The organism is Sinobaca sp. H24 (assembly GCF_023845525.1).
In genome coordinates this window covers 88,142-113,811 of record NZ_JALBWT010000010.1, presented here as the reverse complement: position 1 = coordinate 113,811, position 25,670 = coordinate 88,142, and the positions used below count along the sequence as shown (strand labels likewise).

General features: G+C 45.5%; 28 protein-coding genes and 3 pseudogenes. All 31 read left to right on the top strand.

The annotated features are described in order from the left end of the window. The first annotated feature begins 96 nt into the window (after positions 1–96). Positions 97–441: a putative DNA-binding protein gene (locus tag MMY81_RS14750; RefSeq protein WP_120192280.1), complete on the top strand. Its 345-nt coding sequence runs from the start codon at positions 97–99 to the stop codon at positions 439–441. Continuing rightward, a complete protein-coding gene (gene ffh, locus MMY81_RS14745) occupies positions 423–1,772 on the top strand; it encodes a signal recognition particle protein (RefSeq protein ID WP_120192279.1) in 1,350 nt (449 codons plus the stop codon). Before MMY81_RS14750 ends, ffh begins: the two co-directional genes overlap by 19 nt. Positions 1,773–1,855: 83 nt before the next feature. Beyond that, the gene (gene rpsP, locus MMY81_RS14740; RefSeq protein WP_120192278.1) at positions 1,856–2,140 is read left to right on the top strand and encodes a 30S ribosomal protein S16; all 285 of its coding nucleotides are present in this window, start codon (positions 1,856–1,858) and stop codon (positions 2,138–2,140) included. A 28-nt stretch (positions 2,141–2,168) separates the two neighbouring features. Further along, positions 2,169–2,399: a KH domain-containing protein gene (locus MMY81_RS14735; RefSeq protein ID WP_252313495.1), complete on the top strand. Its 231-nt coding sequence runs from the start codon at positions 2,169–2,171 to the stop codon at positions 2,397–2,399. Positions 2,400–2,496: 97 nt separating this feature from the next. Then, positions 2,497–2,913 (top strand): YlqD family protein, encoded by a 417-nt coding sequence (locus MMY81_RS14730; protein ID WP_252313494.1) that lies wholly within the window; start codon positions 2,497–2,499, stop codon positions 2,911–2,913. Then, a pseudogene (rimM, locus tag MMY81_RS14725) lies at positions 2,900–3,399 on the top strand (ribosome maturation factor RimM). The gene MMY81_RS14730 and the pseudogene rimM overlap by 14 nt, the downstream one beginning before the upstream one ends. Continuing rightward, positions 3,399–4,138 (top strand): annotated as a pseudogene (gene trmD / locus MMY81_RS14720) (tRNA (guanosine(37)-N1)-methyltransferase TrmD). The pseudogenes rimM and trmD overlap by 1 nt, the downstream one beginning before the upstream one ends. An 88-nt stretch (positions 4,139–4,226) precedes the next feature. Beyond that, positions 4,227–4,571, top strand: coding sequence for a 50S ribosomal protein L19 (gene rplS, locus MMY81_RS14715; RefSeq protein WP_120192273.1), 345 nt, complete (start codon positions 4,227–4,229; stop codon positions 4,569–4,571). A gap of 104 nt (positions 4,572–4,675) precedes the next feature. Next, positions 4,676–5,537 (top strand): annotated as a pseudogene (gene ylqF, locus MMY81_RS14710) (ribosome biogenesis GTPase YlqF). 43 nt (positions 5,538–5,580) lie between these two features. Beyond that, the gene (locus tag MMY81_RS14705) at positions 5,581–6,282 is read left to right on the top strand and encodes a ribonuclease HII (RefSeq protein ID WP_374561972.1); all 702 of its coding nucleotides are present in this window, start codon (positions 5,581–5,583) and stop codon (positions 6,280–6,282) included. A gap of 77 nt (positions 6,283–6,359) precedes the next feature. After that, positions 6,360–8,042 carry a hypothetical protein gene (locus MMY81_RS14700; RefSeq protein WP_252313493.1) on the top strand — a complete coding sequence of 561 codons (1,683 nt, stop codon included), beginning with the start codon at positions 6,360–6,362 and terminating at the stop codon, positions 8,040–8,042. After that, positions 8,039–8,323: an EscU/YscU/HrcU family type III secretion system export apparatus switch protein gene (locus tag MMY81_RS14695; protein ID WP_252313492.1), complete on the top strand. Its 285-nt coding sequence runs from the start codon at positions 8,039–8,041 to the stop codon at positions 8,321–8,323. The genes MMY81_RS14700 and MMY81_RS14695 overlap by 4 nt, the downstream gene beginning before the upstream one ends. A gap of 190 nt (positions 8,324–8,513) precedes the next feature. After that, positions 8,514–9,674 carry an ADP-forming succinate--CoA ligase subunit beta gene (sucC, locus tag MMY81_RS14690; protein ID WP_252313491.1) on the top strand — a complete coding sequence of 387 codons (1,161 nt, stop codon included), beginning with the start codon at positions 8,514–8,516 and terminating at the stop codon, positions 9,672–9,674. Positions 9,675–9,692: 18 nt separating this feature from the next. Next, positions 9,693–10,610, top strand: coding sequence for a succinate--CoA ligase subunit alpha (gene sucD / locus MMY81_RS14685; RefSeq protein WP_120192267.1), 918 nt, complete (start codon positions 9,693–9,695; stop codon positions 10,608–10,610). A gap of 87 nt (positions 10,611–10,697) precedes the next feature. After that, entirely contained in the window at positions 10,698–11,576 is an 879-nt protein-coding gene (gene dprA / locus MMY81_RS14680) for a DNA-processing protein DprA (protein WP_252313490.1), read from the top strand. Between the two features lie 185 nt (positions 11,577–11,761). Next, positions 11,762–13,840 carry a type I DNA topoisomerase gene (topA, locus tag MMY81_RS14675; protein WP_252313489.1) on the top strand — a complete coding sequence of 693 codons (2,079 nt, stop codon included), beginning with the start codon at positions 11,762–11,764 and terminating at the stop codon, positions 13,838–13,840. Positions 13,841–13,969: 129 nt separating this feature from the next. Beyond that, on the top strand, positions 13,970–15,277 hold the full coding sequence (trmFO, locus tag MMY81_RS14670) for an FADH(2)-oxidizing methylenetetrahydrofolate--tRNA-(uracil(54)-C(5))-methyltransferase TrmFO (protein ID WP_252313529.1): 1,308 nt from the start codon (positions 13,970–13,972) through the stop codon (positions 15,275–15,277). Positions 15,278–15,346: 69 nt separating this feature from the next. Continuing rightward, the gene (gene xerC, locus MMY81_RS14665; RefSeq protein WP_252313488.1) at positions 15,347–16,270 is read left to right on the top strand and encodes a tyrosine recombinase XerC; all 924 of its coding nucleotides are present in this window, start codon (positions 15,347–15,349) and stop codon (positions 16,268–16,270) included. Between the two features lie 3 nt (positions 16,271–16,273). Then, positions 16,274–16,831 carry an ATP-dependent protease subunit HslV gene (gene hslV, locus MMY81_RS14660; RefSeq protein ID WP_120192264.1) on the top strand — a complete coding sequence of 186 codons (558 nt, stop codon included), beginning with the start codon at positions 16,274–16,276 and terminating at the stop codon, positions 16,829–16,831. A 32-nt stretch (positions 16,832–16,863) separates the two neighbouring features. Further along, the gene (gene hslU, locus MMY81_RS14655) at positions 16,864–18,258 is read left to right on the top strand and encodes an ATP-dependent protease ATPase subunit HslU (protein WP_252313487.1); all 1,395 of its coding nucleotides are present in this window, start codon (positions 16,864–16,866) and stop codon (positions 18,256–18,258) included. Positions 18,259–18,278: 20 nt separating this feature from the next. Next, the gene (gene codY, locus MMY81_RS14650; RefSeq protein ID WP_120192262.1) at positions 18,279–19,061 is read left to right on the top strand and encodes a GTP-sensing pleiotropic transcriptional regulator CodY; all 783 of its coding nucleotides are present in this window, start codon (positions 18,279–18,281) and stop codon (positions 19,059–19,061) included. A gap of 273 nt (positions 19,062–19,334) precedes the next feature. Then, positions 19,335–19,544: a flagellar basal body rod protein FlgB gene (locus tag MMY81_RS14645; protein WP_252313486.1), complete on the top strand. Its 210-nt coding sequence runs from the start codon at positions 19,335–19,337 to the stop codon at positions 19,542–19,544. Between the two features lie 43 nt (positions 19,545–19,587). Continuing rightward, positions 19,588–19,731 carry a flagellar basal body rod protein FlgB gene (locus MMY81_RS14640; RefSeq protein ID WP_252313485.1) on the top strand — a complete coding sequence of 48 codons (144 nt, stop codon included), beginning with the start codon at positions 19,588–19,590 and terminating at the stop codon, positions 19,729–19,731. Between the two features lie 3 nt (positions 19,732–19,734). Further along, the gene (gene flgC / locus MMY81_RS14635) at positions 19,735–20,187 is read left to right on the top strand and encodes a flagellar basal body rod protein FlgC (protein ID WP_252313484.1); all 453 of its coding nucleotides are present in this window, start codon (positions 19,735–19,737) and stop codon (positions 20,185–20,187) included. Between the two features lie 17 nt (positions 20,188–20,204). Further along, positions 20,205–20,507 (top strand): flagellar hook-basal body complex protein FliE, encoded by a 303-nt coding sequence (gene fliE / locus MMY81_RS14630; protein ID WP_120192259.1) that lies wholly within the window; start codon positions 20,205–20,207, stop codon positions 20,505–20,507. Between the two features lie 27 nt (positions 20,508–20,534). Further along, a complete protein-coding gene (fliF, locus tag MMY81_RS14625; protein ID WP_252313483.1) occupies positions 20,535–22,118 on the top strand; it encodes a flagellar basal-body MS-ring/collar protein FliF in 1,584 nt (527 codons plus the stop codon). A gap of 18 nt (positions 22,119–22,136) precedes the next feature. Beyond that, positions 22,137–23,150 (top strand): flagellar motor switch protein FliG, encoded by a 1,014-nt coding sequence (gene fliG / locus MMY81_RS14620; protein ID WP_252313482.1) that lies wholly within the window; start codon positions 22,137–22,139, stop codon positions 23,148–23,150. Beyond that, on the top strand, positions 23,143–23,682 hold the full coding sequence (locus MMY81_RS14615) for a flagellar assembly protein FliH (RefSeq protein ID WP_252313481.1): 540 nt from the start codon (positions 23,143–23,145) through the stop codon (positions 23,680–23,682). The genes fliG and MMY81_RS14615 overlap by 8 nt, the downstream gene beginning before the upstream one ends. Before the next feature lie 8 nt (positions 23,683–23,690). Further along, complete coding sequence (locus MMY81_RS14610) at positions 23,691–23,933, top strand: flagellar assembly protein FliH (RefSeq protein WP_252313480.1); 243 nt, start codon at positions 23,691–23,693, stop codon at positions 23,931–23,933. Continuing rightward, a complete protein-coding gene (gene fliI, locus MMY81_RS14605; protein WP_252313479.1) occupies positions 23,908–25,227 on the top strand; it encodes a flagellar protein export ATPase FliI in 1,320 nt (439 codons plus the stop codon). Before MMY81_RS14610 ends, fliI begins: the two co-directional genes overlap by 26 nt. After that, the gene (gene fliJ, locus MMY81_RS14600) at positions 25,224–25,670 is read left to right on the top strand and encodes a flagellar export protein FliJ (protein ID WP_120192254.1); all 447 of its coding nucleotides are present in this window, start codon (positions 25,224–25,226) and stop codon (positions 25,668–25,670) included. The genes fliI and fliJ overlap by 4 nt, the downstream gene beginning before the upstream one ends.

Below are 25,670 nucleotides of genomic sequence, written 5' to 3'. Positions count from 1 at the left end.
TAACTTGACGGAAAAACCACGATGCGTTAAAATAAAATCGTCCTTTCCATCCAAAAGCATAAGGTAATAGATATTCTGCAGAAGAAGGTGGAGACCATGTTAGAAAAAACAGTCCGCATTAATGCCCTGTTTGATTTTTACCAGCTTCTTTTAACAGATAAACAACAAAAATATGTAGAACTTTACTTTTTAGATGACTACTCGCTTGGTGAAATTGCAGAATGGTTTAATGTAAGCCGACAGGCTGTTTTTGATAATATTAAACGCACAGAGGCGATGCTCGAAGAATACGAACAGAAACTTGGATTATACAGCAAGTATATAGCAAGATCTGAACTGTATGAAAAGATCAAAACAGACAGCGCCCATGTCCTGCGGTATGTAGAACAGCTCGAAACGATGGAAGAGGGGGGAATAAGCGAATGGCATTTGAAGGATTAGCTGAACGACTCCAGGGGACCTTTGACAAAATTAAAAGCCGCGGCGTCGTTACCGAAGCAGATGTAAAAGAAATGATGCGTGAGGTAAGGCTCGCCCTGCTTGAAGCCGACGTAAACTTTAAAGTCGTAAAAAAGTTTGTTAATGATGTTAAAGAGCGGGCCACAGGCCAGGAAGTGATGAAAAGCCTGACGCCCGGCCAGCAGGTTATTAAAGTGGTTAACGAAGAGCTGACCAACCTGATGGGAAAAGAGCAGAGCAAGATTGCGGTTTCCTCCAAATCGCCGACTGTTGTTATGATGGTCGGTCTGCAGGGGGCAGGTAAAACAACAACAACCGCAAAGCTTGCCCAGTTTCTGCGCAAAAAAAATAACCGCAAGCCGCTGATGGCTGCAGCCGACGTCTATCGTCCGGCCGCTATTAAACAGCTCGAAACGCTCGGAACAGAGCTAAGCATGCCGGTGTTTTCCATGGGAGACCAGGTAAGCCCGGTGGAAATTGCGACGAGGTCTGTGGAGCAGGCAAAAGAAGATCATCAAGACTATGTGCTGATTGATACTGCCGGCCGTCTGCATTTGGATGAAACGTTGATGGATGAGCTTGTGAACATTAAAGAAGCAGTAAATCCAGATGAAATTCTTCTCGTTGTCGATGCAATGACCGGTCAGGATGCAGTCAATGTGGCGGAAAGCTTCAATGAACAGCTGGGCATCACGGGAGTGGTCTTAACGAAACTGGACGGCGATACAAGAGGCGGTGCAGCGATATCAGTTAAGGCTGTTACCGATAAACCGATTAAGTTTGCCGGTACCGGAGAGAAAATTGATGCGCTTGAAGTATTTCACCCCGAGCGGATGGCTTCCCGGATTCTCGGGATGGGGGACGTATTGTCCCTCATTGAAAAAGCAGAATTCTCGGTAGATGAAGAAAAAGCCAAGGAAATGGAACGGAAGATGCGCACAGCAGACCTGACGTTTGATGATTTCCTTGAACAGCTCGAGCAGGTCAGAGGCATGGGCCCGTTGGATGAATTATTAAACATGATTCCGGGCGCCGGAAAAATGAAAGGCCTGAAAAACGCCCAGGTGGACGAAAGCCAGATCGGCCGTGTCGAAGCAATCGTCCGCTCGATGACCAAAAAGGAAAAATCGGAGCCGGCTATTATTAATGCAAGCCGGAAACGGCGGATTGCCAAAGGCAGCGGAACGACTATTCAGGACGTGAACCGTCTGCTCAAACAGTTCGAAGATATGAAGAAGATGATGAAGCAGATGAGCTCTATGAGTAAAGGAAAGAAAAAGGGAAAAGGCAATATGTCCTTCCCATTTATGTAGTGAAAAGGAAAACCCCTTTACAGCGTTACAATTTTTTATTATAATAAGCAAATGTGCGAAAATAATCTAGGAGGTGCCTATATATGGCAGTTAAAATCAGACTTAAAAGAATGGGTTCAAAAAAGAGACCTTTTTACCGTGTAGTAGTGGCGGATTCCCGCGCTCCTCGTGATGGACGTTTTATTGAAGAAATCGGAACGTACAATCCTTTGGAAAAGCCGGCAGCTGTAAAGCTTGACGAAGACAAAGCTCTTGCATGGATGCAGGATGGTGCAAAACCTTCCGACACAGTAAGAAACTTGTTCTCCCGTGAAGGCCTTATGCAAAAGCTTCATGAAGCAAAAAGCGAAGCAAAAAAAGCTAAATAGTTTATGAAGATAGAAAGGCGGTAACAGGATGAAAGAACTTGTGGAAACAATTGCGCGAGCTTTAGTTGACCACCCTGAACATGTGAATGTGCGCGAAGAGCAGCAGCGCGAGACCAGAGTGATCACCCTGTCTGTGCACAAAGAAGACATGGGGAAAGTTATCGGAAAGCAAGGCAAAGTAGCTACCGCGATCAGGTCTGTCGTGTATGCTGCAGCGTCGCAGCAGCATCAGCATGTCCGCCTGGAAATTGCGGATTAAACGAGTGGAAAAGAGCGGGTATACTCCGCTCTTTTTTTGTATTTACATAGAAACATAGGCTGAAAACCTATATAATTTTAATAGAAGAGGTGAGCTAATGAATATTATAAAAAAAGTAACAGTCAAACATGTTTTAACAGAATCTCTTAGAGAGAAAATGCTGGCGGATTTTGGAAAGCAGAAAAAAAAGCTTCAGACGGAAATTGAGCAGCTTCGTTTTCAGCTGCAGAAATATAAAAAATCAAACGGGCAGTCCAACCAGCAGGCTGTAGATCGTCTCGGCCAGGAAGCAATAAAACGGGAAGATAAAAACGATAAGCTGGATAAACAGATCACAAGACTCAAAGATCTGGCAGTCGGTACTGAAATTTCTTTCGGCCAGGTGGACCAGGTCAAGGACGTACAGGTCGGTGATGCATGGATCGGCGGAAGCCGGGAAGAAATCATTGTTAAAGACCAGCGCGTGATTGAGATTAGAGCAGTGGAGGCAGAAGACACGAATGGAATGGTTTAATGTAGGAAGAATTGTTAATACGCACGGCGTCAGAGGAGAAGTGAGAGTTATTCCGGTTACCGATTTTGAGGAAGAACGGTTTCGTACCGGCAACGTTCTGTACGTCGGCGACCGACCCCTTACGATTAAAGCAACACGTCCGCATAAGCAGTTTCAGCTGCTGACGTTTGAAGAAATCACTTCTTTGGATCAGGCGCTTTCATTAAAAGACACCGTGCTCCAGATTCCGGAGACGGAGCGGGGGGCTCTCGAAGAAGGAGAGTTTTATTACAGCGATATTATAGGATGCGGCGTCTGGAGCGATGAGGGAGACTATCTCGGGAAAATAAAAGAATTCTCTCCCCCGGTGCAAACGACGTATGGGTCATTTCTGCCGGCCAGAATAAAAAAGACATTCTCCTTCCTTATATCGATGATGTCGTCAAAAAAATAGACATTGAATCGAAACGGATCGACGTTCATGTTATAGAAGGGCTGCTTTCCTGATGAGGATCGATTTTCTTACGTTATTTCCGGAAATGTTCGAAGGAGTGCTTCATTCCTCTATGCTGAAGAAAGCACAGGAAAAAAATGCGGTCCGATATTTTCTGCACAATTTCCGGGAATATACCGAAAATAAGCACAACCGTGTGGACGATTATCCATATGGAGGAGGAGCGGGAATGGTGCTTTCCCCCAGCCTGTCTATGATGCCCTGGAGGCTGTCAAGGCGGCCGCCGGCGATACAAAGCCCCGCATCGTCCTCCTTTGCCCGCAGGGAGAACGCTATACCCAGGAGAAAGCAAGAGAGCTTTCCGAAGAACAGCATCTAATTCTCGTATGCGGACATTATGAAGGCTATGATGAACGAATTCGGGAACACATGGTAACAGACGAAATCTCAATCGGTGATTTCGTCCTGACAGGCGGAGAGCTGGGTGCGATGGTGGTTGCAGACAGCGTAACCCGCCTCCTTCCGGAAGTATTGGGAAATGAAGAATCAGCACAAAAGGATTCATTTGAAGAAAACCGGCTGGAACATCCCCACTATACGAGACCTGCAGAATTCAGGGGCTGGAAGGTACCGGAGGTTCTTCTTTCCGGCCATCATAAAAATATTGAAGCATGGCGGGAAAACGAATCTTTAAAACGTACCCGGGAACGGCGTCCGGATTTACTGGCAGTCGAAGCGGATCGCAAAAATAATAAAAATAGCATTGAAGTGAAGCTTTTTGCTGTGCTATGATGTAATTTGTGGCGAAAGCCGATTGAATACGATGTTCCGCTCGCTGCGTAGAACGGGCAAGAGCATGGGGAAAAGGAGGCGAATACAAATGCAAGAACTTATTCGCGAAATTACAAAAGACCAAATTAAAACGGATTTACCAGAATTTCGTGCGGGTGATACGGTTGTCGTACACGTGAAAGTAGTTGAGGGAACGCGTGAGCGTATCCAGCTATTTGAAGGTGTCGTTATCAAAAGACGCGGCGGCGGAATCAGCGAAACGTTTACAGTTCGTAAGATTTCTTACGGAACTGGTGTAGAGCGTACATTCCCAGTCCATTCACCACGTATTGATAAGATCGAGCGTAAACGCCGTGGTAAGGTTCGTCAAGCGAAACTATTCTACTTGCGCAAACTACGCGGAAAAGCAGCCCGTATTAAAGAAATTCGTTAATAGGATGCATGTAAAGACTGCAGCGGTATACGCTGCAGTCTTTTTTCCAATAGGCACATATACATAGAAAACCAAATAGCAGGATAAAGAGAGTAGGAATACAGATGCACATTCAAGTGGTATCCGGCCATATGGCGAAAGCGAAACGAGAAGTAACCGAACACTAAAAAAAGTAGATATTATTATAGAACTGGCAGATGCCAGAATTCCTTTTTCTTCAAGAAATCCAATGCTGGATTCCATCACTCAGCATAAACCGAGACTTATTATTTTAACGAAAAGCGATAAAGCAGACCGGTACTCACGTCGAAATGGACCGAGCTTTGGAAAAACGAGCATACCGAAGTGCTGTCAATGAATGCGCTGGAACAGCGCGGCGTTAAAGAGCTGACCAATTCCGCCCAGCGGCTGGCTGCGCCTATGTTCGAGAAAATGAAAAAGAAGGGTATTCGTCCCCGTGCGATCCGTGCAATGATTATCGGTATTCCCAATGTCGGCAAATCAACTCTGATCAACAGGCTTGTCGGAAGAAAGACGGCGAAAACTGGAGACCGGCCGGGTGTAACGAAAGCACAGCAGTGGCTGAAGGTAGGCAGTGACCTGGAGCTGCTCGATACACCGGGTATACTCTGGCCGAAATTTGATGACCAGCGCGTAGGTTATCATTTGGCTGCAACGGGAGCCATTAAAGATGAACTGCTGGATTTTCAGGATATTGCCCTGTTTATCATCAAAGAGTTAAGATCGAAGTACCCGGACGCCCTTCAAAGGCGCTATAACCTCACAGAGGAGCTGCCGGAAGAAGATACGGAGCTGTTCGAAATGATTGGCAGAAAGCGTGGCTGCCTTCTGCAGGGAGGCTTCGTGGACTATGATAAAGCAGCGGAGCTTATTATTAATGATTTACGAAAAGATAAACTTGGCGCTATTACGCTGGAGCACCCGGAAGACCTTCCCGAGTCTTAAAAAAAGTAAATAATAAATTCAAAGCCGATATAAGGAGTAGAAAATGCCAGAGAGCACAATTGCGCAGATAAAAACACTGCTGGACACAAACAAAGCAACGAATGAGCAGCTGCAGGCCTGGAAACAGGATAAAAGAGCGGGCGTACAGCAGGCATTAAACAGGTATGAAAAAAAACAGCAGCAGATAAATAAAGAGCTGCAGATGTATGCAGATATGAGCCGGTTTGAAAAAGAGTACCACCGGCAGGGAATTCGGCTTGTAGCCGGCGTCGATGAAGTAGGAAGAGGACCGCTGGCAGGACCTGTTACGGCTGCTGCAGTCATTCTGCCGGAAACGTTAATTATCCCGGGGCTGACAGACTCTAAAAAGTTATCAGAAGCTAAACGAAATTACTATAGTGAGATAATAAAAGAAAAAGCGCTGGCCTACTGTATAAAGCACGTCGGTGCTGCTGATATAGACAAATACAATATATATCAAGCATCTAAAATGGCTATGACATGGGCTGTGGAGGGACTCGGTATAAAGGCCGGTGCGCTTCTTGTTGACGCGATGGAACTGCCGGTTTCACTTCCTCAGACGTCTTTAATTAAAGGAGATTCAAGAAGCGTTTCTATTGCAGCGGCATCTGTGATTGCCAAAGTAGAGCGGGATGCGGCGATGAAAAAAATGGCAGAAGCCTATCCCGGTATTCTTTTGAAGACCATAAAGGCTATGGGACGAAGGCTCATTTGGAAGCATTAAAGCAGCATGGCCTGACAAGATATCACCGCAGAAGTTTTAAACCCGTCAGCGATCTACTGTAAAAGAGGAGGGAAGGCATGGGTGTTCAAAATATTACCGGCAGCAGTTTTCAAACCAGGGCTGCCTCCCCGGGTCTTCCTTCCCTGCAGAAAGGAGACCTGTTTCAAGCGAAAGCAGCAAAGCTTCTTCCCAATCAGCAGGTTATCCTTCAAATAGGAAAAAATAGTATATCAGGAAAATTATCTGCTCCACTTCAAGCGAACGTTAACTATCTATTCCGGGTAGAAAATAATCAGGAAACGCTGCATTTAAAAGTGTTAGGTGCCCTCCCGGCAGACGGACAGGGAAAAGTTGCGGGAATGGCGCCGCTTCTGCAGAAGGCAGGAATGAACGGACAAAAAGGGATACAGGCGCTTGTACAATCGTTATTACAGAAAAATATTCCTTTTTCCCAGGCATTTATCGAACAGAGCAGCCGGCTGTTAAAGGAAACCAGTGGCGTCAATTTGGAAAAAAGTATAGAGGCATTAGCGGCCATGGCTGCCAAAAAAATTATGCCGGACAGAGCCCTTCTGGCTGCTGCAGTAAATTCTAAAAGTACGGCATCCGTTTTCCGTGACACGCAGCAGGCTCTTTTCAATATGCAGAATCCCGGCATGACTGTCCGGGCGCTTACACGGCAGCTGGGAGATATGGAAACCCTTCTGCAGCTGAACAAAAATCAAACATCCGTTTCGCCGGCCCTTCTCGATGCCGCGAAAGCCGTGCTTGACAGAGGGTCAGAATCATCCCTGAAAGAGGGGGCTTTTTCTCTTCTTATCAAAGCTGGAGCAGCTGCACCGGGGCAGACCCAGGCAGCATGGACGGCGGCTCTTTATCGAGCGGCCGTATCCGATTCTTCGGCTCCCGTGCAGTCTCCTCAAATACAGCAGCAGTTTTTACATACATTTTTTAAATCCATTGAATCGTTATCCCCGGAAGCGCAGTGGGCGAAAGCAGGTCAGCTTTTTACCTCAACTGTTCCAGGTGAGATAAAACCTCTGCATGCTCTTATTCAACCAGGAAGTTCTCCGCTTCAGCCTCTAGAGCAAAAAGCATTGACGCAGTTGTTCCAGGCTAAAGCATCAGCAGATACGTTTTGGAATCCTTCCTTTGAATCGCTCTCCCGGCAGTGGCTGCAGCTTCAGCAGAAGCTGGGCTTGTTTCATGAGGCTTCGATTACGCAGAGCAATGCGCGTCCGGCCCCGGACATGGAAGTAAAATCCCTGCTGCTTCAGGCCCAGGCCGAGCTGAGTGGTTCAGCCAGGCAGCAGCTTGACCCTCTGCTTGGCCGGATTACCTCCCAGCAGCTGCAGGCGCTGGAACAGCCCGGTATTCTTCAGCAGCTGCAGACCCAGATACCTTTATTTCTCGGCTCCTTTGCTGCTGACTTAACAATTGACTGGGAAGCAAAAAAAACGCCGGACGGCAGTCTTGATCCTGACCACTGCCGAATGCTCCTGCACGTAACGTTAGAAAAGCTCGGGGAAACGGCGGCGGATATTACAATTCAAAATCGAAAGCTGCAGCTGACAATTTATAACGGACAGGCGAAGCCGGAGGGCTTGTTTGAAATGTTAAAGCCGTTTTTGGAAACCCAGCTTGGCAGGATGAATTATGATCTCTATTCCGTAAACTGGAAGCAGACTGAAGAAATAAAAAAACAAATTCAGCCTTCCGTTATGCGGCTTGATAATAAAGGGGTGGATGTCAGAATATGAACAGCAGAGAACCTGAAACAAAAAAAATGGCAGCTGCCCTGAAGTATGACCCGGTGCTCTGGCAGTCTCCAGTCCTTAAAGCAAAAGGGAAGGGAAAAACTGCTGAAGAAATCATGGCGCTGGCCGAAGCGAACGGTATTCCCGTCCAGAAAGATCCAATGCTCGTTGAAATGCTGGCGCAGCTTGAAGTCAACCAGACGATCCCGGAAGAGCTGTATGAAGTAGTCGCAGAGGTGTTTTCTTTTTTATACCGGCTGGATCGGCAGTCCTATACAAAATAATGAATAAACATTCATAAAAAGAAAATAAATAAAGTTTTGACGAATTGTTGAATTTGTTGCGTTTTTTTTATACGATAATACATGTGTGCGAGATGTTGTTTGTATAACTCAATGTTTCCGCCCAATCCTTGCCCACAGGATAAATGAATGTGGTACTTCGTACAGAATCGTTAAGGAGGATGGAGAATACATGAATATTCATGAGTATCAGGGAAAAGATCTCCTCAGAAAATACGGCGTCGCTGTACCTAACGGAAAAGTAGCTTTCTCAGTGGAAGAAGCTGTAGAAGCTGCAAAAGAATTAGGAACAGAAGTCAGCGTAGTGAAAGCCCAGATCCACGCGGGCGGCAGAGGAAAAGCCGGTGGAGTAAAAGTAGCGAAAAATCTGGATGAAGTTCGTGAATATGCGAATGAAATTCTTGGCAAAACGCTTGTTACACATCAAACGGGACCAGAAGGCAAAGAAGTAAAGCGCTTACTTATTGAAGAAGGCTGCGATATTAAAAAAGAATATTATGTCGGCCTTGTCCTTGACCGCGAAACATCTAAAGTCGTTATGATGGCTTCAGAAGAAGGCGGCACGGAAATTGAAGAAGTGGCGGAAAAAACGCCCGAGAAAATCTTCAGGGAATATATTGATCCTGCTGTCGGCATGCAGGCTTTTCAGGCACGCCGTTTAGCTTTTAATATTAACATTCCTAAAGAGCAGCTTGGACAGGCAGTTAAGTTTATGCTTGGTCTTTACCAGGTATTTGTTGAAAAAGACTGCTCGATTGCTGAAATTAATCCCCTCGTTACAACAGGAGAAGGCGGCGTTATGGCACTTGACGCAAAGCTGAACTTTGATTCCAACGCATTATACCGTCAGAAGGATATTGTGGAATACAGAGACCTTGATGAAGAGGATCTAAAAGAAATTGAAGCATCCAAGCACGATTTAAGCTATATTGCGCTTGATGGAAATATCGGTTGCATGGTGAATGGTGCCGGTCTTGCTATGGCTACAATGGATATTATCAAGCACTATCACGGCGATCCCGCCAACTTCCTTGACGTTGGGGGCGGTGCAACTGCTGAAAAAGTAACGGAAGCCTTTAAAATCATCCTTTCCGATGAGCAGGTAAAAGGTATCTATGTAAACATTTTCGGCGGCATCATGAAGTGTGACATTATTGCTGATGGTGTTGTGGAAGCAACAAAACAAATTGGACTTGAAATTCCGCTTGTTGTCCGCCTAGAAGGTACAAACGTGGAACGTGGAAAAGAAATTCTTAAAGAATCAGGTCTTAACATTACCGCGGCTGATTCCATGGCTGATGGCGCACAAAAAATTGTATCTCTAGTAAAATAGAAAGGCGGGTCAATAATCATGAGTATTTTTATCAATAAAGATACAAAGGTAATTGTTCAGGGTATTACAGGCGCAACCGGCTTGTTTCATACCAAACAGGCTGTTGAATATGGCACGCAGATCGTAGGCGGTGTAACCCCTAAAAAAGGCGGTACAGAAGTAGAAGGTATCCCTGTTTTTGATACGGTTACCGATGCGGTTAAAGCTACTGGTGCTACGGCATCTGTTATCTATGTTCCACCAGGCTTCGCGGCAGACGCTATTATGGAAGCCGTAGATGCAGAGCTTGATCTTGCTATCTGCATTACAGAAGGTATTCCCGTACTGGACATGACGAAAGTAAAACGCTACATGGAAGGCAAAAAAACCCGCCTTGTCGGGCCGAACTGCCCTGGTGTTATTACACCTGAAGAATGCAAAATCGGTATTATGCCGGGATACATTCACAAAAAAGGCCATGTAGGCGTTGTTTCCAGATCAGGAACACTGACGTACGAAGCAGTACATCAGCTTTCCACAGCAGGTGTAGGTCAGTCTACAGCTGTTGGAATCGGAGGCGACCCTGTGAACGGTACAGACTTTATCGATGTTCTTAATGCCTTTAACGAAGATGACGATACAGAGGCAGTAATCATGATCGGCGAGATCGGCGGAACAGCTGAAGAAGAAGCTGCAGAGTGGATCAAAGCGAATATGACAAAGCCGGTTGTTGGATTTATCGGCGGCGCTACAGCTCCTCCAGGCAAAAGAATGGGCCACGCAGGCGCTATTATTTCCGGAGGAAAAGGAACAGCTGAAGAAAAAATCAAAACGCTTGAAGCATGCGGTGTCAGCGTAGCAGCAACGCCATCTGATATGGGCGAGACGCTTCTAAAAGCACTTAAAGAAAACAATTTGTATGATAAGTGTTTGACTCACGAACCAACCTCTAAATAAGTAAAAAAAAAGCGGCGCTGTTCCGGCAGCGCCGCCTTATTCATTATAACCCCCGCACGTCCATCCACGATAAGAAAGGAACAACCCATGACAATCACCCCCTCCGAAAGACTGATTCATTTACATGCAGCACCTTATTTAACGTGGCACAGGCTGCGTACCTTGTACTACATAGATCCTTCCTTTTCGGCTGTTTATACATTTAGTTCAACCCGCCTTCAGGAGAGGCTGAAGCTCTCCGGCATTCAGGCAGCGGGTCTTTTTGAGTATCTTCATAACACTTCGCCCGGCATTACGGCAGCGTACTATCATTCCTGCGGAGTTAAGACCGTAACCAGTCTGGATTCATCCTATCCGCAGCGTCTCTTAACAATATATGATCCTCCGTGGGTGCTGTATTTTTTAGGAGAAAAAGCGCTGTTCCATTCATCAAAGATGCTGGCTGTCGTTGGCTCCCGTACCCCGACCGCCTATGGAAAAAAGGTTATTTCAACGTTTATGCCTGAATTGAGCAGAGACCGCGTTACCATTATAAGCGGGCTTGCAGCAGGGGTGGACGGAGAGGCTCACAAACAATGTATAGCAAACGGGGGCCGGACGATAGCTGTGCTTGGCTCCGGGTTTAAGCATATTTATCCAAAGCAGCATACAGAACTTGCCAGGCAGATAAAGAAAGATCATTTACTCGTCAGTGAATACCCGCCGGACGTCTCTCCGCAGAAATGGCAGTTTCCGATGAGAAACCGGATTATCAGTGCTTTATCGGATGCGGTATTTGTGGTAGAAGCGAAAGAAAGAAGCGGTTCCTTGATTACAGCCTATCAGGGACTGGAACAGGGCAGGGATATCAAAGCGCTTCCCGGGCCGATTTTATCAAAAGAAAGCGCAGGGACCAATCAGCTTATTGCGGAGGGCGCGGAGCCGGTACTGAAATATGCCAATCTCATGGCTGCTTCCTGGAGATGATTCGCTCTGCAGAAAGTAAATAGGTAGACAGCTTATAGAAACTGTGCAAAAATGATGATACTTTGAAGTGCTGCATTATAAAATAGAAGAAATACGATTTTTTTAAAAGATGTTTGACAAAGATGTCGAAAGTGTTTGATAATGGTGAAGATTTTAAAAGGGAAAAGGGGGAGGAAACTCCAACTATGGCAGATTATCTAGTAATCGTTGAATCTCCCGCTAAAGCGAAAACAATCGGGAAATATCTTGGCAAAAAATACACGGTGAAAGCTTCAATGGGACACGTTCGGGATCTTCCGAAAAGTCAGATGGGAGTAGATACAGAAAACCGCTATGAGCCCAAGTATATAACGATACGCGGGAAAGGGCCCGTGTTAAAAGAATTAAAAACAGCCGCAAAAAAGGTGAAAAAAGTGTATCTCGCAGCTGACCCCGATAGAGAAGGGGAAGCAATAGCATGGCATTTAGCCCACAGCTTGAACATTGATGAAACCTCACCATGCCGGGTTGTTTTTAATGAAATAACAAAAACGGCCATTAAAGATGCATTTAAAGACCCAAAACCAATTAATATGGATTTAGTCGATGCCCAGCAGGCTAGACGAATCCTGGACCGTCTGGTCGGTTATAATATTAGTCCGCTTTTATGGAAAAAGGTAAAAAAAGGACTAAGCGCCGGACGTGTTCAGTCCATTGCAGTAAAAATGATTATTGATAGAGAAAAAGAAATACAGGCTTTTATTCCGGAAGAATACTGGAGTATAGAAGGAACCTTCAGCACAGGTGAAGAGTCCTTCGAAGCGAAATTCCATCAGCTAGATGGTAAAAAGACGAACCTTCAGACGCAGGATGACGTGAATGAAGTCACCGGCAGAATGAAAGGCGACGATTTTACCGTACAGACCGTAACAAAAAAGGAAAGAAAACGAAATCCCGTTCTGCCTTTTACGACTTCTTCCCTGCAGCAGGAAGCCGCAAGAAAGCTTAACTTCCGTGCTAAGAAAACGATGATGATTGCCCAGCAGCTTTATGAGGGAATTGATCTAGGGAAAAAAGAAGGAACGGTTGGTTTAATTACGTACATGAGAACGGATTCAACAAGAGTATCCGAGACCGCGAAAGCAGAAGTGAAATCGTTTATTGAAGAAAAATACGGTGACGAATACACGCGCAAAGAAAAACAGCAGCCGGCTAAAAAGAAAAACAATACGCAGGATGCCCACGAAGCGGTGCGGCCTACTTCTGTTATGTACGAACCAAAAAACGTAAAAGCCAACTTATCGAGAGATCAGTACCGCTTGTATAAATTAGTCTGGGAGCGCCTTGTAGCAAGTGAAATGGCACCCGCTGTAATGGATACAATGAGCGTGGATCTTGAAAATAACGGCGTTATGTTCCGGGCTACCGGTTCTAAAATTAAGTTTGCCGGCTTTATGAAAGTTTATGTTGAAGGCAGAGATGACGGTAAAAAAGAAGAAGATCGTCTGCTTCCGGACTTAAAAGAAGGCCAGGAAGTTCAAAAAGTCGAAATAGAAGAAAACCAGCACTTTACGCAGCCGCCGCCGCGTTATACAGAAGCAAGGCTCGTAAAAACAATGGAAGAACTGGGAATTGGGCGTCCATCTACGTATGCACCGACTCTTGACACGATTCAGCGCAGAAACTATGTTTCCCTGCAGGATAAACGTTTTATTCCAACGGAACTGGGGGAAATTGTATTAGAGCTGGTAGTGGAATTCTTCCCGGAAATTCTTGACGTTGCCTTTACCGCTAAAATGGAAAGTGACCTGGATTTTGTTGAAGAAGGCAGTGAAAACTGGATTGAGATTATTGATGCCTTTTACCAGGGATTTGATAAACGGTTAAAAGTAGCAGAAGAAGAAATGCGCGAAGTTGAGATCAAAGACGAGCCGGCAGGAGAAGACTGCGAACTCTGCGGCAATGCGATGGTTTATAAAATGGGACGCTACGGAAAGTTTATGGCCTGTTCCAATTTTCCGGACTGCCGCAATACAAAAGCAATCGTTAAAGATATCGGCGTGAAGTGTCCTACATGTAAAACAGGAAATGTTGTGGAAAGAAAAAGTAAAAAGCAGCGCACGTTTTTTGGATGCGACCGCTACCCTGAATGTGAATTTGTTTCCTGGGACAAGCCAATTTCGAGAGTCTGCCCGAAAGGCGATCATCTGCTTGTTGAAAAGAAAACGAAAAAAGGGGTACATGTTGAATGTACCGTATGTGATTATAAAGAAGAGCCGAACTAAATCCCGATTGAAGAAGAACGAGACAAGAGCAGATACCCCTTTGAAAAAAGGGGTTTTGCTATGCAGTATGTACAATGGAAGAAACACGACCATAGAAGTAAAAATGAAACGAAGAAAGGATTATGGCGTATGAATAAAGAGCACACAGTGACAGTAATAGGAGCAGGTCTGGCGGGCAGTGAAGCAGCCTGGCAGCTGGCCAACAGAGGAATTAACGTAAAATTGTATGAAATGAGGCCGGTAAAGCAGACGCCTGCTCATCATACGGATAAATTTGCGGAACTTGTCTGCAGCAATTCCCTTCGTGGAAACAGCCTGGCAAATGCTGTCGGCGTACTAAAAGAAGAAATGAGACAGCTTGATTCTGTTATTATCAAGGCAGCAGATCACTGTGCCGTTCCTGCCGGCGGAGCTCTTGCAGTGGATCGTCATGAGTTTGCAGCAAAAGTAACAGAGCTTGTAAAAGAGCATGAGCTTGTTGAAGTCCGCCATGAAGAAATTACCGAAATCCCGGAGGGACCTGTCATTATAGCCACAGGACCATTGACGACAGAAAAACTGTCGAAGCAGATTCAGGAACTGAGCGGACAGGAGCATCTTTATTTCTACGACGCGGCGGCTCCAATTATTGAAACCGACAGCATCGACATGAATAAGGCATATTTGAAATCCCGGTATGACAAAGGGGAAGCCGCCTACATTAACTGTCCGATGACCGAAGAGGAATTCGACCGGTTTTATGAAGCGTTAACGGAAGCTGAAACAGTGCCTTTAAAAGAGTTTGAAAAAGAAATTTTCTTTGAAGGATGCATGCCTGTGGAAGTCATGGCAAACCGCGGAAAGAAAACGCTGCTATTTGGTCCGATGAAGCCGGTAGGCCTTGAACATCCGGAAACCGGAAAGCGCCCGTATGCGGTAGTTCAACTGCGCCGGGACAATCAATCAGGCACGCTTTATAATATTGTAGGTTTTCAAACTCATTTAAAATGGGGCCCGCAGAAGGAAGTACTTCGGCTGATACCCGGTCTCGAAAATGCAGAAGTCGTCCGCTATGGCGTGATGCACCGGAATACATTTATTAATTCACCGAATTTAATGGAGCCGACTTACCAGACGAAAGCAAGAAAAGATTTGTTCTTTGCCGGACAGATTACAGGTGTGGAAGGATATGTAGAGTCTGCGGCAGCTGGACTGATAGCCGGCAGAAATGCAGCAAATATAGTTAAAGGTGAAGAACCCGAAGTTCTGCCGCATGAAACGGTTATCGGCGCGCTTGCCCACTATATTACGACCGCTGATCCGAACAATTTCCAGCCTATGAATGCCAACTTCGGCTTGTTGTCCCCGCTCGAACCGAGAATCAAAAAAAAGCAGGAGCGCAATGAAAAGCTGGCTGAACGGGCATTGGAATCCATTCAGAATTTTATGAAAAAATAATATATTGGGTTGCGGTTACATTCTTCCCTATGATAAGATTTAATAGCTTTTGTCAATGAGGTGACGTGAATGCCACAGTCAGCATCACACCAGGATGTGCAGTCTTTTATCCGATATTTGCAAATTGAAAAAAATGCTTCTTTATTAACAATTAAAGCATACAAAGAAGATATCGGGGCCTTTTTTGTATTTTTACAGGAAGAAGGCCTTGATTACGGGGAACAGATAGATACGGCAGTAGTCAGGCAGTATTACACGCATTTGTTTTCCAAAAATTATCAAAGAGCAACGCTTGCCCGGAAAATTTCGGCCCTCCGCACGTTTTACAAATATCTGAAACGGGAGGAAAAAGTAGCGGTTAATCCTTTTCAGGCAGCAGTTCTGCCTAAAAAGCAGCAAAAACTGCCGCGGTTTTTGTATACGAAAGAACTGGAAAAACTGTTCCAGTCTTTTGATACGTCCACTCCTACGGGCCAGCGGGATCTCGCACTCTTTGAACTGCTGTATTCCACCGGCATGCGCATCAGTGAATGTACGTCCTTAATGGAAACGGATGTAGATGCCGGTACGCAGATGGTTCTAGTAGAGGGGAAAGGGCAGAAACAGCGCTATATCCCTGTCGGCTCCTTTGCACTTGAAGCAGTTACGAGCTACCGGGAAGAGGGCAGAAAGCAGCTCGCCTCCAAAAACCACGTACAAGAGCCGGCGCTGTTCTTAAACAATAGTGGAAAAGCCTTAACCGATAGAGGCTGCCGCTATATTGTCGAAAAAAGGGTAAAGGATATGTCGCACACATTAAAGCTCTCCCCTCATGATCTCAGGCATACATTTGCTACGCATATGCTTGATAATGGGGCTGATTTGAGAAGCGTCCAGGATCTGCTTGGACATGAACATTTGTCGACAACACAGATTTATACCCATGTAACCAAAGACCGTTTAAAGCAGGTATATGACAAAGCCCATCCACGGGCGGATAAAAGAGAGGACTGACATATGGATCAATCTTTTCATGCAACAACTATCTTCGCCGTCAGGCATAACGGCCGCAGTGCTATGGCCGGGGACGGGCAGGTAACGTTCGGCCAGGCGGTGGTCATGAAGCATACGGCAAAGAAAGTAAGGAAAATCTATAATGGCCAGGTTCTTGCAGGTTTTGCAGGCTCAGTGGCAGATGCTTTTACGTTGTTCGACATGTTTGAAGGCAAGCTCGAGCAGTGGAAAGGAAATCTGCAGCGTGCTGCAGTAGAGGTGGCCAAAGAATGGCGCAGCGATAAAGCGCTCAGGAGACTTGAAGCGATGCTTATCGTAATGGATAAGGACACGCTGCTGCTCGTAGCTGGTACCGGTGAAGTAATAGAACCGGATGATGATATGATCGCTATCGGATCCGGCGGAAATTATGCCCTGGCAGCCGGACGCGCTTTAAAAAACTATGCGCCTGATATGGAAGCTAAAGCTATTGCGGAAGCAGCGCTCCGCACAGCAGGAGAAATCTGTATCTTTACAAATGACCAGCTGACCATGGAAGAAATTAACGAAGCATCGGAATAACAATTAGTTCCGGCTGGAAGGGAGATAAAAGCATGAGCATATCGCTTACCCCAAAAGAAATAGTTGAAAAACTGGACCAATATATCGTAGGACAGCATTCAGCCAAGCGCTCCGTAGCAGTAGCCCTTCGTAACCGCTACCGCCGAAGCAGGCTGACAGAATCGGTACAGGAGGAAATCACTCCCAAAAATATTCTTATGATCGGCCCCACCGGTGTGGGTAAAACAGAAATTGCCCGCAGACTTGCTAAGCTGGCAGGGGCGCCGTTTGCTAAAGTAGAAGCGACCAAGTTCACGGAAGTCGGCTATGTCGGCCGCGATGTGGAATCAATGATCCGGGACCTGGTGGAAACGTCGGTACGGCTTGTAAAAGAAGAAAAAATGGCCAGCGTGCAGGGAGAAGCAGAACGAGAAGCGAACAAAAGGCTGGTTAAGCTCCTCGTTCCGGAGAAAAAGAAAAAGCAGTCTTCTGTAAAAAATCCATTTGAGATGCTTTTTCAGCAGCAGAACGAAGAGGAAGAAGAGCCCGAGCAGGAAGATCAATCGATTGCCCAGCAGAGACGGCAGATAGATCATCAGCTGCGTATGGGCGAACTCGAAGACCACATCGTACAGGTGGAAGTAGAACAGCAGACTTCTCCGATGGCGGATATGTTCCAGGGTGCCGGCATGGATCAAATGGGTATGAACATGCAGGAAATGATGAGCAGTATGCTTCCGAAGAAAAAAACAACGCGGAAGCTGACCGTAAGAGAAGCTAGAAAAGTAATAACCGAACAGGAAGCACAAAAGCTTGTGGATATGGATGAAATAGGCCAGGATGCTGTGTTTAAAGCAGAGCAGCTCGGCATCATATTTATAGATGAAATGGATAAAGTAGCTGGCAAACAGCAGAACAGCAGCGCGGATGTGTCACGGGAAGGCGTGCAGCGCGATATTCTTCCTATTGTAGAAGGATCAACAGTTACAACAAAATATGGACCTGTCAAAACAGACCACATATTGTTTATTGCAGCCGGAGCCTTTCACATGTCCAAGCCTTCCGATTTAATTCCGGAGCTGCAGGGACGTTTTCCGATTCGGGTGGAACTGGACAGTTTAAATATAGAAGACTTTGTGAAAATCCTAAAAGAGCCTGATCATGCTCTTTTAAAACAGTATCAGGCGCTGCTGGCTACAGAAGATATTAAAGTGGAGTTCAGCGATGCGGCCATTAGAAAGATCGCAGAGCTCGCTCTGGAAGTGAACCAGCAGACAGAGGATATAGGAGCAAGAAGGCTTCATACGCTGCTGGAGCGGCTTCTGGAGGACCTCTCGTTTGAAGCATCAAGTATTACTATGGATAAAATAACAATTACCCCGGAATATGTAGAAGAAAAACTGGCTTCTATAGCTAAAAATAGAGATATGAGCCGATATATTTTATAGGGGACAAGGAGGATGCATCAATGGATTTACTATCAAAAAGCAGGAAAATTAATGAAATGCTGCAAAAAACAACAGGAGACCATGTGAATTTTAAAGACATGGCAGAAACCCTGCAGGAAGTTATCGGTGCCAACGTGTTTGTGGTGAGCCGGCGTGGAAAGCTGCTTGGTTTTTCTATAAAGCAGGAAATTGAAAATGAACGCATGAAAAAAATGCTCGAAGAAAGACAATTCCCGGAAGAATACACGACCGGCCTTTTCAAGCTTGAAGAAACATCGTCAAATCTTGATGTGAACAGTGAATATACCGCTTTTCCTGTGGAGAATAAAGACCTGTTTAAATCCGGTCTTACGACGGTAGTGCCAATTACCGGAGGCGGACAGCGCCTGGGCACGCTCGTGCTGGCGAGACTGAATGAATCATTTAATGATGATGACCTGATCCTTGCTGAATACGGGGCAACCGTAGTAGGAATGGAAATTCTTCATGAGAAAACCCAGGAAATTGAAGAAGAAGCCAGAAGCAAAGCTGTTGTGCAGATGGCTATCAGCTCCTTGTCATACAGTGAATTAGAAGCCGTAGAGCATATTTTTGAAGAGCTGGACGGTAAAGAAGGACTGCTCGTAGCCAGTAAAATTGCAGACCGCGTCGGCATTACAAGATCTGTAATCGTGAACGCACTGAGAAAGCTGGAAAGTGCAGGAGTGATTGAATCAAGATCCCTTGGCATGAAAGGCACATATATTAAAGTGCTTAATGATAAATTTTTAGTAGAGCTGGATAAAATTAAATCGAGTAATTAATACAATGCTTCCCCGCCTGAATAAGGCGGGGTTTTTTTTATGAGAAACCAGCTTATATAGAAAGCAGTGCAAAAGGATGGTGAATAGGACTATTTATTTAAACTGGGTATTTATTAGTGACTTTATGAATTATACAAACTCTATTAGACAAACGTCCTATTTTTTTATACAATTTTAATAGTTAAGCTAGTTAAATGTAATTTATTGGAATAAATACTGTCAAAATGTCTTGGTATATAAACATACTAATAAAATAAAATAGGAGGAAAAAGTATGGGATTATTTGATTCCACAACTATTCAACAGCTGGAACGCGGATTATCAGGGGCAGCCAACGAACAAAAAGCCATTTCGCAAAACATAGCAAATGCTGATACACCAGGGTATAAAGAAAGAAGAGCTTCCTTTAAGCAGAGTCTGGAAGAAGCATCTGCAGAGCAGGGTCTTCAGGCCCAAAACGAATGCAAAGCACATAAACTTTAGTAGTGGGAATAAAGATTCATACATAAACGAAAAGACCCAGGAAATGTATCATGCAAATGGGAACGGCGTTGATATTGATAAAGAAATGTCCGAGCTGGCTAAAAACCAGCTTTACTTTAATGCTGTGACCGACCGTCTCAGCGGGAAATTGGGCAGCCTGAAAACAGCTGTACGAGGGGGATCTTAATAAATGGCATTATTTGACGGTATTAATACATCCGCAAGCGCTCTTACTGCGCAGCGGCTCCGCATGGATGTTACTTCCGCTAACGTGGCAAATGCCGATTCCACAAGAGGTACGCTGGTGGATGGGGAATGGGAGCCTTACAGAAGAAAGATGGTGGCTTTCGAACCACAGGAAAACTTTTCTTCCCATCTTTCACAGGCGATGAAGAAAGGCAGTACCGATCAGGGCGGCGTGAATGTGCGTACGATCCAGGATGACACGACGCCTTTTCGGGAAGTGTACCAGCCTGAACATCCGGAAGCCAATGAGGAAGGCTATGTACAGCTGCCAAACGTAGATCCATTAAAAGAGATGGTTAATATGATGGGAGCAACAAGGTCTTATGAAGCAAACGTTACAACAATGAATGCCACAAAGAATATGATGCTCAAAGCACTTGAGATTGGCAGAAATTAATAGAAAAGAGGCAGAAAATGAATATAGAATCTGTTATGCCTAACAGTGCTTCAGGCGCTCTTCAGCAGAAACCGGCTGAAAATACTCCGGCAGAAGCAATGAATTCGTTTAAAGATGTTTTAAATGATGCTGTAACAAACGTGAATAAAGCGTCTCTTCATTCGGATGAAATGACAACAAAACTTGCAACAGGAGAAACAGATAACCTGCATGAAGTTATGGTGGCAGCGGAGAAATCAAGCGTTATGCTGCAGACCACGGTAGAAGTAAGAAATAAAGTGATTGAAGCTTATCAAGAAATTATGCGCATGCAGGTGTAAGAAAGCAGGGCGAGAGCTGGGGGAGCTATGAAGGAACAATTTTCAACATTAAGAGCGAAATGGAAAGAGTACTGGTCTGCTAAAACAAAAAAGCAGCATGTGATGTTAATAAGCGGACTTCTTGCTATTATTCTATTTTTCTTTTTACTGCTATTCTTCACGATGAGAACCAATTACGTGACCTTGTATTCGGATCTTCCAGCCGCGGAAGCAGGGCAGATTAAAGAAAGTCTGGACAGCAAGGGCGTAAAGTCAGAGATTACAAATGATGGAACAAGTATAAGCGTTCCGAAAGAACAGGCGGATGCGCTTAAAGTAGAGCTGGCATCAGAAGGCATCCCCGAAAGCGGAGCGATCGATTATACGTTTATCGAAGATCAGATGGGTTTTGGCATGACCGATAATGAGTTCTCTGTTATGGAGCGCGCTGCGATGCAGACGGAGCTGCAGGGGCTTATTGAAAATATTAACGGCGTGCAGGCGGCAAGCGTGATGATCACCCTTCCGGAAGAATCAACATGGCTTGCTGACGAAGCCGGTACAGCAACCGCTTCTATCGTGGTGGAAATGGGAAGTGAAACCCTCGAGGAGTCCGAGATTAAAGCACTCTACCACCTTGTATCGAAAAGTGTACCCAACCTGCCGGTCGAAAACGTCGTTATCATGAACCAGAATTCAGAGCAGTTCGATTACGACGGCGGCGGATCAGGCGGCACGATGAGTGCTTTTGAAGAACAAAATGAAATTCAAAAGCAAATAGAAAAAGACCTTCAGCAGCAGCTGCACCAAATGCTCGGCACGATGATGGGCAATGATAAAGTAGTTGTTTCTGTTACCACAGACATTGACTTTACTCAGGAGAACCGGGAAGAAGCGCTTGTAGAGCCTGTAGATGAAGAAAACATGGAAGGGCTGGAAGTGAGTGCAGAACGAATAACCGAAACCTTTGAAGGAGCAGATGTGGAAGAAGGCGGTGTTGTTGGAGCCGGAGAAGAGGATATAGCTAACTATCCTGCCGGAGCCTACGGTGCAGCCGGAGATTCCGAACGGACAGAAGAAAGAATTAATACAGAAGTAAACCGTATCCACAAAGAAATTGCAGAAAGTCCATATAAAATAAGAGATCTGGGCATTCAGGTGATGGTGGAGCCGCCGGATCCGGAAGATCCCAACTCGCTGCCGGCTGAAAGCATTACCGATATCGAAGACATTCTTACAACGGCGGTAAGCACCAGTATTGATGAAGAATTTTTAAACGAAGAAAATGCCGGAGACATTGAAGATAAAATTTTTGTTTCTTCTCAGGCGTTTAATGGAAAAGTAGAAACCGAAGAAGCCGGAAACGGTCTTCCATGGTGGGCTTATGCAGTAGGAGGCGTTCTTGCCGCTGCAGTAATTGTTCTGGTCATCATTCTTATCCGACGCAGAAAAGCAGATGAAGAAGAAGATATTGATGAGCTGGAAGCGTCAGCAGTACCTGATCCAGTCCTGCCGTTGCAAGAACCGCAGGAGTCGCCGGAAACGGCTAAAAGAAAGCAGCTGGAAAAACTGGCTAAGGAAAATCCGGATGAATTCACAAAACTTTTAAGAACGTGGCTTTCAGATGACTAAAAGAGAGGGGGCAGAGCAGTGGCAAAAACAAAAGATAAACTAAACGGCAGACAAAAAGCCGCTATTCTTCTTATCTCCATGGGCCCTGATGTCAGCGCGGGAGTATATAAACATTTGACGGAGCAGGAAATTGAAAAATTAACATTGGAAATTGCCAACGTACGCAGAGTGGAAAATGATGTGAAAGATACGATTATGGACGAATTTCATCACATTGCCATGGCCCAGGAATACATTACCCAGGGCGGCATCGGCTATGCGAAGAATGTGCTTGAAAAAGCACTCGGAGAAGACCATGCCATGAAAATGATTGAAAGACTCACGTCCACGCTGCATGTAAAGCCATTTGATTTTGCCAGGAAAGCGGATGCGGGACAAATTCTTAACTTTATTCAAAATGAACATCCTCAGACGATTGCGCTTATTCTTTCGTATCTGCAGTCAGAGCAGGCAGGGCAGGTTTTGTCCGCTCTTCCTGAAAAACTGCAGGCGGATGTAGCAAAACGCATCGCTACCATGGACAGCACATCGCCAGAAATCGTCAGCCAGGTGGAGCATATTCTGGAACAGAAGCTCTCGGCAACGGTGACCCAGGACTATACCGAAGCCGGAGGTATTGAGTCGGTTGTTGAAGTATTAAACAGCGTAGACAGAGCCACCGAGCGGACCATATTGGAGGCCTTGGAAGCGGAGGATTCTGAACTGGCTGAAGAGATCAAAAAGCGGATGTTCGTATTTGAAGATATTGTTACCCTGGACAAACGCTCGATTCAGCGCGTAATCCGGGATGTGGAAAACGAAGACCTGCAGCTCAGCCTGAAAGTAGCCAGTGAAGAAGTAAAAGCTATTATTTTCCAGAATATGTCCGATCGGATGGCCGAATCATTCAAAGAAGAGATGGAGTATATGGGACCTGTACGGGTTAAAAGTGTGGAAGAAGCCCAGACGCGTATCGTTAATACCGTGCGCCGCCTGGAAGAGAATGGGGAAATTGTTATTACAAGAGGGGGAGGGGACGATATCGTTGTCTAGAGTAATTAAAGAAACACATGCGCTTTACGAGGCTTCTGAACGCTCTATAGCTATTCACGCCTCCTTTATTCCGGAAAAACAAACAACCCAGGGTTCTTCTGTACTTCCGGAAATTCACCGGACAAGAATCCGGGCGCGGCAGGTTGAAGCGGATGCCCGCGCTAAGCTGGAGCAGGCAGAATGGGAGCTCGAACAGGCCCGCTTTCAAATAAGCCGGGAAGAAGAGGATTCGAAAGCAGGAATTCAGCAGGCGTATGAAGACGCAAAACAGGCCGGTACTGCGGAAGGCTTCGCAGAAGGTTATGAGACCGGAAGAAAAAGCTGGGCAGAGGAAATAAACAAAGCAGGCCGGGTAGTACAGTCTTCCCGGGTGGAAAAAGAAGCCTACCTGGAAGCATCTGAAGGGACGATTTTGAAACTGGCTATGGCGGTAGCAGAACGAATGCTTGGAAAATCCGTTCTTCAGGATGAAACACTCTGGGTGGATCTGGTAAAACAGGCACTTAATGAAGTGAAGAAGAAAAAGAAATAACTATTTATGTGGCGCCCGATCAATATGATATTACCGTTGATCGTAAAGATGAAATAGAAGCGGTACTGTATCAAAATCAGCAGCTCTGGATTGTACCTAGTCATCAGCTTGAACAAAATCAGTGTTACATAGAAACGCCATTTGGAAGGGTGAATGCGTCTCTTGACACTCAATTTGCGGAAATAAAGCAGCAGCTCGAGCACCTGCTGGAAGAAGGGACTGCTGATGAAAGCCATTCAACTGCTTCCTAGCATCGAGAAAGTGAGTCCTTACATTCGTTATGGAAAAGTAACGAAGGTTGTGGGATTAACCATTGAGTCAAAAGGGCCAAAAACGTCCATAGGAGACCTCTGCTATATTCACCATTCTGATCACTCGACGCCAATTACAGCAGAAGTTGTTGGTTTTAAAGAAGAAAATGTGCTGTTGATGCCCTTAAAAAAAGGAACGGATATCAGCCCGGGCAGCCTGGTGGAAACAACACGAAAACCGCTGCAGATATCGGCAGGCGCCGGCCTGATAGGCAGAGTGATTGACGGCATGGGACAGCCTATGGACGGCAGGCCTCTTCCTTCCGGGCTGCTTAAAGTAAATACGTCCAAAGAACCGCCTAATCCATTATCAAGACCCCGGATAAAAGCGCCGATGTCGCTTGGCATTAAAGTAATAGACGGGCTGCTTACGGTAGGAGAAGGCCAGCGTGTAGGGATTTTTGCCGGAAGCGGGGTAGGAAAAAGTACCCTGCTGTCCATGATTACCCGTTATTCCGAAGCTGATATTAACGTAATTGCGCTCATCGGGGAGCGGGGGCGCGAAGTAAAGGATTTTATTGAAAGAGATCTTGGGGAAGAAGGAATGAAAAAATCTATTGTAGTGGCTGCTACATCAGACCAGACCGCCCTAATGAGAATAAAAGGTGCAATGACAGCCACCGCCGTTGCCGAATATTTCAGGGACCAGGGCAAAAAAGTGAACTTGATGATGGATTCTGTTACCCGCTTTGCCATGGCTCAGCGTGAAATAGGACTTGCCGTCGGGGAACCACCTACAACGAAAGGATATACTCCTTCTGTTTTCGCTATGCTGCCCAGTCTTTTGGAACGATCGGGAACAAGCAGTGCCGGATCTATTACCGCTTTTTACACAGTGCTCGTGGATGGGGACGATTTTAATGAACCGATAGCAGATGCGGTGCGGGGTATTCTGGATGGACACTTTGTGCTGGACCGCAGCCTTGCCGATAAAGCTCATTATCCATCTATTAACGTCTTAAAAAGCGTCAGCCGTGTGATGAATGAAGTCGTTTCAACGGATCATGCAAAAGCTGCCAGAAGGCTGAGGGAAATGCTGGCCACCTATACAGAAGCAGAAGATTTAATCCAGATCGGTGCCTATAAAAGAGGTTCTTCGCAGAAAATTGATGAAGCTGTTTCCATGCGGGAGCTGACATTACAGTTCGTTCAGCAGGAAGAAACAGAGCGCTTTACCCTGTTAGAAGCAGAGGAGCAGTTATTAAAAGATTTTGGTGAAGGAGAGCGGCCATGAGTAAAACAAGAGATGTTTTTGAAAAAATGCTGAAGTGGCACGAACAGGAAAAACAGGTAAAAACGAAGGAATATCAGCAGGCGCTTACTTTTTTTGAAGAAACGGCTACAAAATTGTACGAACTTCTCCGAAAGAAAGAAGAGCAGGAAGGTAAAGACACCGAAGCTCTAAGAGCAGGGGTACCGGTTCTGCATTTACAGCACCATGGAAAAGTAATGAAATTTATACATCAGGACATACATACATTAACAGTAGAAACAAACAAAGCGCGTTCCAAAATGGATACCGCTAAAGAAGAACTGACGGTTTCCTTCCAGGAGTTTAAAAAATATGAAAAACTTCTGGAAAAAAAGAAAGAAGAAGAAACAAAGCTTACAAAACAAACCGATGCAAAATTAATGGACGAACTTTCTGCACGGGCCTTTGTTTTTAACGGGAATTAA